This is a genomic window from Rhodopirellula maiorica SM1 (assembly GCF_000346295.1).
GTDB lineage: Bacteria > Planctomycetota > Planctomycetia > Pirellulales > Pirellulaceae > Novipirellula > Novipirellula maiorica.
Genome location: NZ_ANOG01000174.1, coordinates 1 through 3,885, shown reverse-complemented (window position 1 = coordinate 3,885; position 3,885 = coordinate 1). Strand labels below are relative to the sequence as shown.

Genomic DNA, 3,885 nt, shown 5'->3' with positions numbered 1-3,885 from the left:
CCGATCGACGGTAAATAAGAAGCAAAACGTGACAATGATAAAGCTCACGCTTACTTGCATAATCTCTATCGCTTAGTTGGATAACACCAAGAGCAATCGGCAGGTCAACACAGCAATCGCCTTGATGCGCCGTCGACAGTCGCCACGAGCGAGCGATTCGAGGCCAAGGTGATTGGAGTCGTCGACGGTGATACGGCCGATGTTCTTCATGGTCACGAGACTATTCGACTTCGATTCAATGGAATCGATACGCCAGAACGCGGGCAACCATTCGGAAACAACGCGAAGCAGTTCGTTTCGGATCAGGTCTTTGGGAAGACAATCCAAGTCGAGGCATTCGATAAAGACCACCACGGCCGGACAATCGCAGATCTGCATTTTGAGCAGAAACGCATCACGCTGGAACTCGTTAAAGCTGGGATCGCTTGGCACTACACCCAGTATTCCGACGAAGAAGCACTCGCTACCGCCCAAGTCGAAGCACAGCGAGCGAACCGTGGTTTATGGTCGGATCCTCGACACGCGGTGCCGGGGAACTGGTGAAACACAATCGAGACCAGTTGGGTTAAGATCGACGCAAAGCACTTGCATCAAAACTTCAGTGGTTACACAGATACGAATTCAGAAAACATAGTGAACGGGAAATAGAAGTGACAAACAATTGCATTGTCAGATGGGGCAAGACCGGCAAGTCTCGCAGCAAAGTTAAATTTGAGGTGGCGTCGGTAGACGACCACATGGAAACGCTAAACCGCCAGCACGGACAACGCATCCAAATCTACATTAAGGAAAAAGATACTAATCGATTGCTAAAAAAAACTCGGGTGAGAATTCATGGCACTATTGAGTTTTCGCCAGAGGCGGCAAGGAAGCTAGCAATTGATTTACTGCGCGAGGTAAGCGAATCTGATTCAATTCCGGCTAGCGAGATCATCAAGTTGCTGGAGATTTCACACCAGAAAAATAACGAACACTAAGTCGCGTTCCAGTCCGAAATCACTTTGACCGTGTAGAAAATAGCCTGCGTCGCGCCACCAGCTGCCTGACAATAGTTTCGGATTTTTTCTAACAGACTCTGCCTCTTGAGACTTGCGGTCAGCAGGTTGCTCACGTGCAAGTCGCTCTACTTCTCCTATCGCAGCGACCATCATTTCACGGTCGCTTGGATTGGAGATAGAGCTACTCACTAAGTCCTTCGCAGTCGAAACGGCTTGCTCAATCTCTTGCGGCAACGCGACTGGTGCACTCGGGTGATTAACAGCAACATTCTCAACGATTGACTCATTGTTTGCAGAGACATTGGCGTTGCCAGACGTATTAGAATCACCGACTGGGCTATTGTCCCCAGTTGTAGTAACGTTGTGATTGTGAATGCTCATGGGGGACTGAACTGTGGCTCCGTACAATGCTAAACAACTTGCTGTGCAGTAGAAAAAGTCGATGTGTTCAGAGTAGTTTTTAATCCCCCAGTTTCGCCAAGCAATTATCGCTTGGCTCGTCTTACCAGGCTCTGCGTGACTGAGCATTTCAGCGAGTTTTGTATCGACCTTAGTATAGAAATCTCGACTGAGATCCGACACTACACCTTCTCCCTAACAGGCCGGTAGACAGGCACGATCTTGCGTTCGTCTACTTGATATGGCCGGTCGAAGCCGTCGAGCAATATGCGATCTTCGATTTCAACAGGAGATTCAAACTCATCGAGGCTCACCTCTCCACTCGGCATGATCGGCGAGTAGGTAACCGTAAGTGCGCCACTAAGAGTCATCTCGTGAAGGAACCTTGCGATTTCAAATGGACGAACCTTCAAGTCCTGACAAAGCAGCACTGGGTTTAGACGGTCAACCCTAGGATGCCTTTTAAGCCATTCATTAATGGAATTTCCCACCTCAACGAGATTGGCGTCATTCTGCATATTTTCGAATTCTATCGAGAACATAGTTCAGTACTTCTGGCGTGACACGCTTTCTGATGGATACCTCTGGACCGAAGTTAGTTTTCTTAATTATCGAATCGAGCTGTTCAGGCATGCTTGGAGGTGTGTCGTCGTTCTTGGACCATTTCACGTTAACGGAATGCGGCGACAATCCCTCATTCAACGCAGTTTGTAAGGTCGCTGATCTTGGGGCGCTGTCATCTAAATGGCCTGATTCACATGGCAACATCGTTACTTTTCCTGAATCGGGATCCACGAGCTCTATCTTACCAATCGAATAGATGCCGATGTTCTCTTTATCTAGCCGATTATGCACCATTTTCTTGAGCGTCTTATCGATTGGAAAACCGTCAAAATCGTCGATACTGAAAACCTCGCTGAACGCCTTCCACAATTCATTCCTCCGTTCATCGATGCTGTCTGTAGCCCGCAACTGTCGATTATCGACTCGAAGCTCAAGAAAATGAGGATGGTTCCATCGGGCCACTAAAACTGTACGAATTTCGCTGTACTTGTAGGTACGGGTGACGCTGATTATCCCCTCGTCATCTTCATCGGTCTTTTGCGTGCCTACGGGAACGCGAATCCGTTCGTGCCCATACATTTTCCCTATCCAGTCGTAATTCGCTCCTGGCAGTCCAATCCGAAAGTCAGCCCACTCGTACGCCTCATGTGGATCTACAAATGCTGGAAATCTGTCGTTTCCCCAGTTCTCCTCCCCAAATACCTTATCAGCAATCCATGTGCCCATCGCCAACTTGCTCGCGATGTCCTGGTTTGCTGGAATTAGTAGCAAAATGTGCTGCTGGCCGTTTTCTTCAGAATCCCAAAGCAACCTGTGGACGACCTCTTTGGAAACAATTTCTAATGCTACTGCCCGACGCAAGTTTGAAATCGTGTCTTCTTTGCTATATCCCAGCACAATATCTCCACTAAGGTGGGGTGAGTTCACCTTAGCCTCTCTCAATACCTGCTTTATCTCTTCGGTATTCCCGATTTCATAGAGTTTCTTATAAATGCCACTAAATGGTTCTTCCTCGTTCACGATTGCTCTCTGTGGTGTCAACATCTATCTGGCCGAGACGCATGGAGACAGGTCGGAAAACTCGCAGTTTGATGGCCAAACTGCCCAGACCTTGTTTCGTTCCACACTGAAAATCACCAGCTTTCATCGGATCCGGAGAGGATTCTAACAAGCAACATGAGCGGTGGGTTGCCCCCACGTAAATTTTTCTCGGCTGCGAAGAGTCGTCAACAGGAATTGAGACGCTATCCTTACGGCGGGCTAGGTGAGGCCTAATTACCCTCACCGAAAGCCGGTAAACCTTAGCCGGTTGCCCATTTTTTTTCTAAGGTCACCACAAAAAGGTAGTGAGTGCACGTCATGGCAACCAAAAACGCAGTCGCGTACGTCCGTATGTCGACTGACGACCAGGAAGCGTCCCCAGATCAGCAACGAGACGAAATCGGCAAGTACGCAGCGAAAAACGGATACAAGGTCATCCGCTGGTACGAAGATCTGGGAGTGAGCGGAGACAACACCGATAAACGCATCGACTTTCAACGCATGATCGGCGCCGGGGCATCGGGCGAGTTCGAAGCAATCCTCTGTTGGGACCAAGATCGCTTTGGTCGTTTCGACATGATCGAGGCCGGAAGATGGATCCATCCATTGCGACAAGCTGGAGTTCATCTGGCAACTTGCACCGACGGCCGGATTGATTGGTCCGACATGGCCAGCCGGTTAGTTTATTCAGTGAAGCAGGAAGGAAAGCATCAGTTTCTTCGGGATCTGTCCAAGAACGTCTCTCGTGGACTCTCAAAGCTGAAAGAGGAGGGAAAGTGGACCACAGGAACACCGCCCTTCGGCTACGTTGTGGACTCTGACCGACGGCTGCAGCTCGATGACCCTGATGTGGTGGCGATCGTGAAGGAAATCTTCGATCGGT

6 protein-coding genes are annotated in these 3,885 nt (G+C 49.2%); 3 read left to right on the top strand and 3 right to left on the bottom strand.

What is annotated here, in order from left to right; genetic code table 11:
* Nucleotides 1–168: 168 nt before the first annotated feature.
* Nucleotides 169–543: a thermonuclease family protein gene (locus tag RMSM_RS43720; protein WP_081614025.1), complete on the top strand. Its 375-nt coding sequence runs from the start codon at nucleotides 169–171 to the stop codon at nucleotides 541–543.
* 107 nt (nucleotides 544–650) lie between these two features.
* Nucleotides 651–977: a hypothetical protein gene (locus tag RMSM_RS05280; RefSeq protein WP_008692633.1), complete on the top strand. Its 327-nt coding sequence runs from the start codon at nucleotides 651–653 to the stop codon at nucleotides 975–977.
* Here the strand turns inward: RMSM_RS05280 and RMSM_RS05275 are convergent.
* The 3 genes from RMSM_RS05275 to RMSM_RS05265 are packed head-to-tail and all read right to left on the bottom strand — an operon-like array spanning nucleotide 951 to nucleotide 2,981.
* Nucleotides 951–1,580, bottom strand: coding sequence for a hypothetical protein (locus RMSM_RS05275; protein WP_008692631.1), 630 nt, complete (start codon nucleotides 1,578–1,580; stop codon nucleotides 951–953). The two genes, RMSM_RS05280 and RMSM_RS05275, sit on opposite strands and share 27 nt — an antisense overlap.
* The gene (locus tag RMSM_RS05270) at nucleotides 1,580–1,915 is read right to left on the bottom strand and encodes a hypothetical protein (protein ID WP_040764214.1); all 336 of its coding nucleotides are present in this window, start codon (nucleotides 1,913–1,915) and stop codon (nucleotides 1,580–1,582) included. Before RMSM_RS05270 ends, RMSM_RS05275 begins: the two co-directional genes overlap by 1 nt.
* Nucleotides 1,905–2,981 carry a hypothetical protein gene (locus RMSM_RS05265; RefSeq protein ID WP_144057387.1) on the bottom strand — a complete coding sequence of 359 codons (1,077 nt, stop codon included), beginning with the start codon at nucleotides 2,979–2,981 and terminating at the stop codon, nucleotides 1,905–1,907. The genes RMSM_RS05270 and RMSM_RS05265 overlap by 11 nt, the downstream gene beginning before the upstream one ends.
* A gap of 339 nt (nucleotides 2,982–3,320) precedes the next feature.
* On the opposite strand from RMSM_RS05265, the gene RMSM_RS05260 reads away from it, so the two are divergent.
* Nucleotides 3,321–3,885: recombinase family protein (locus RMSM_RS05260; protein WP_008692627.1), on the top strand; the 565-nt coding region annotated here is incomplete at its 3' end.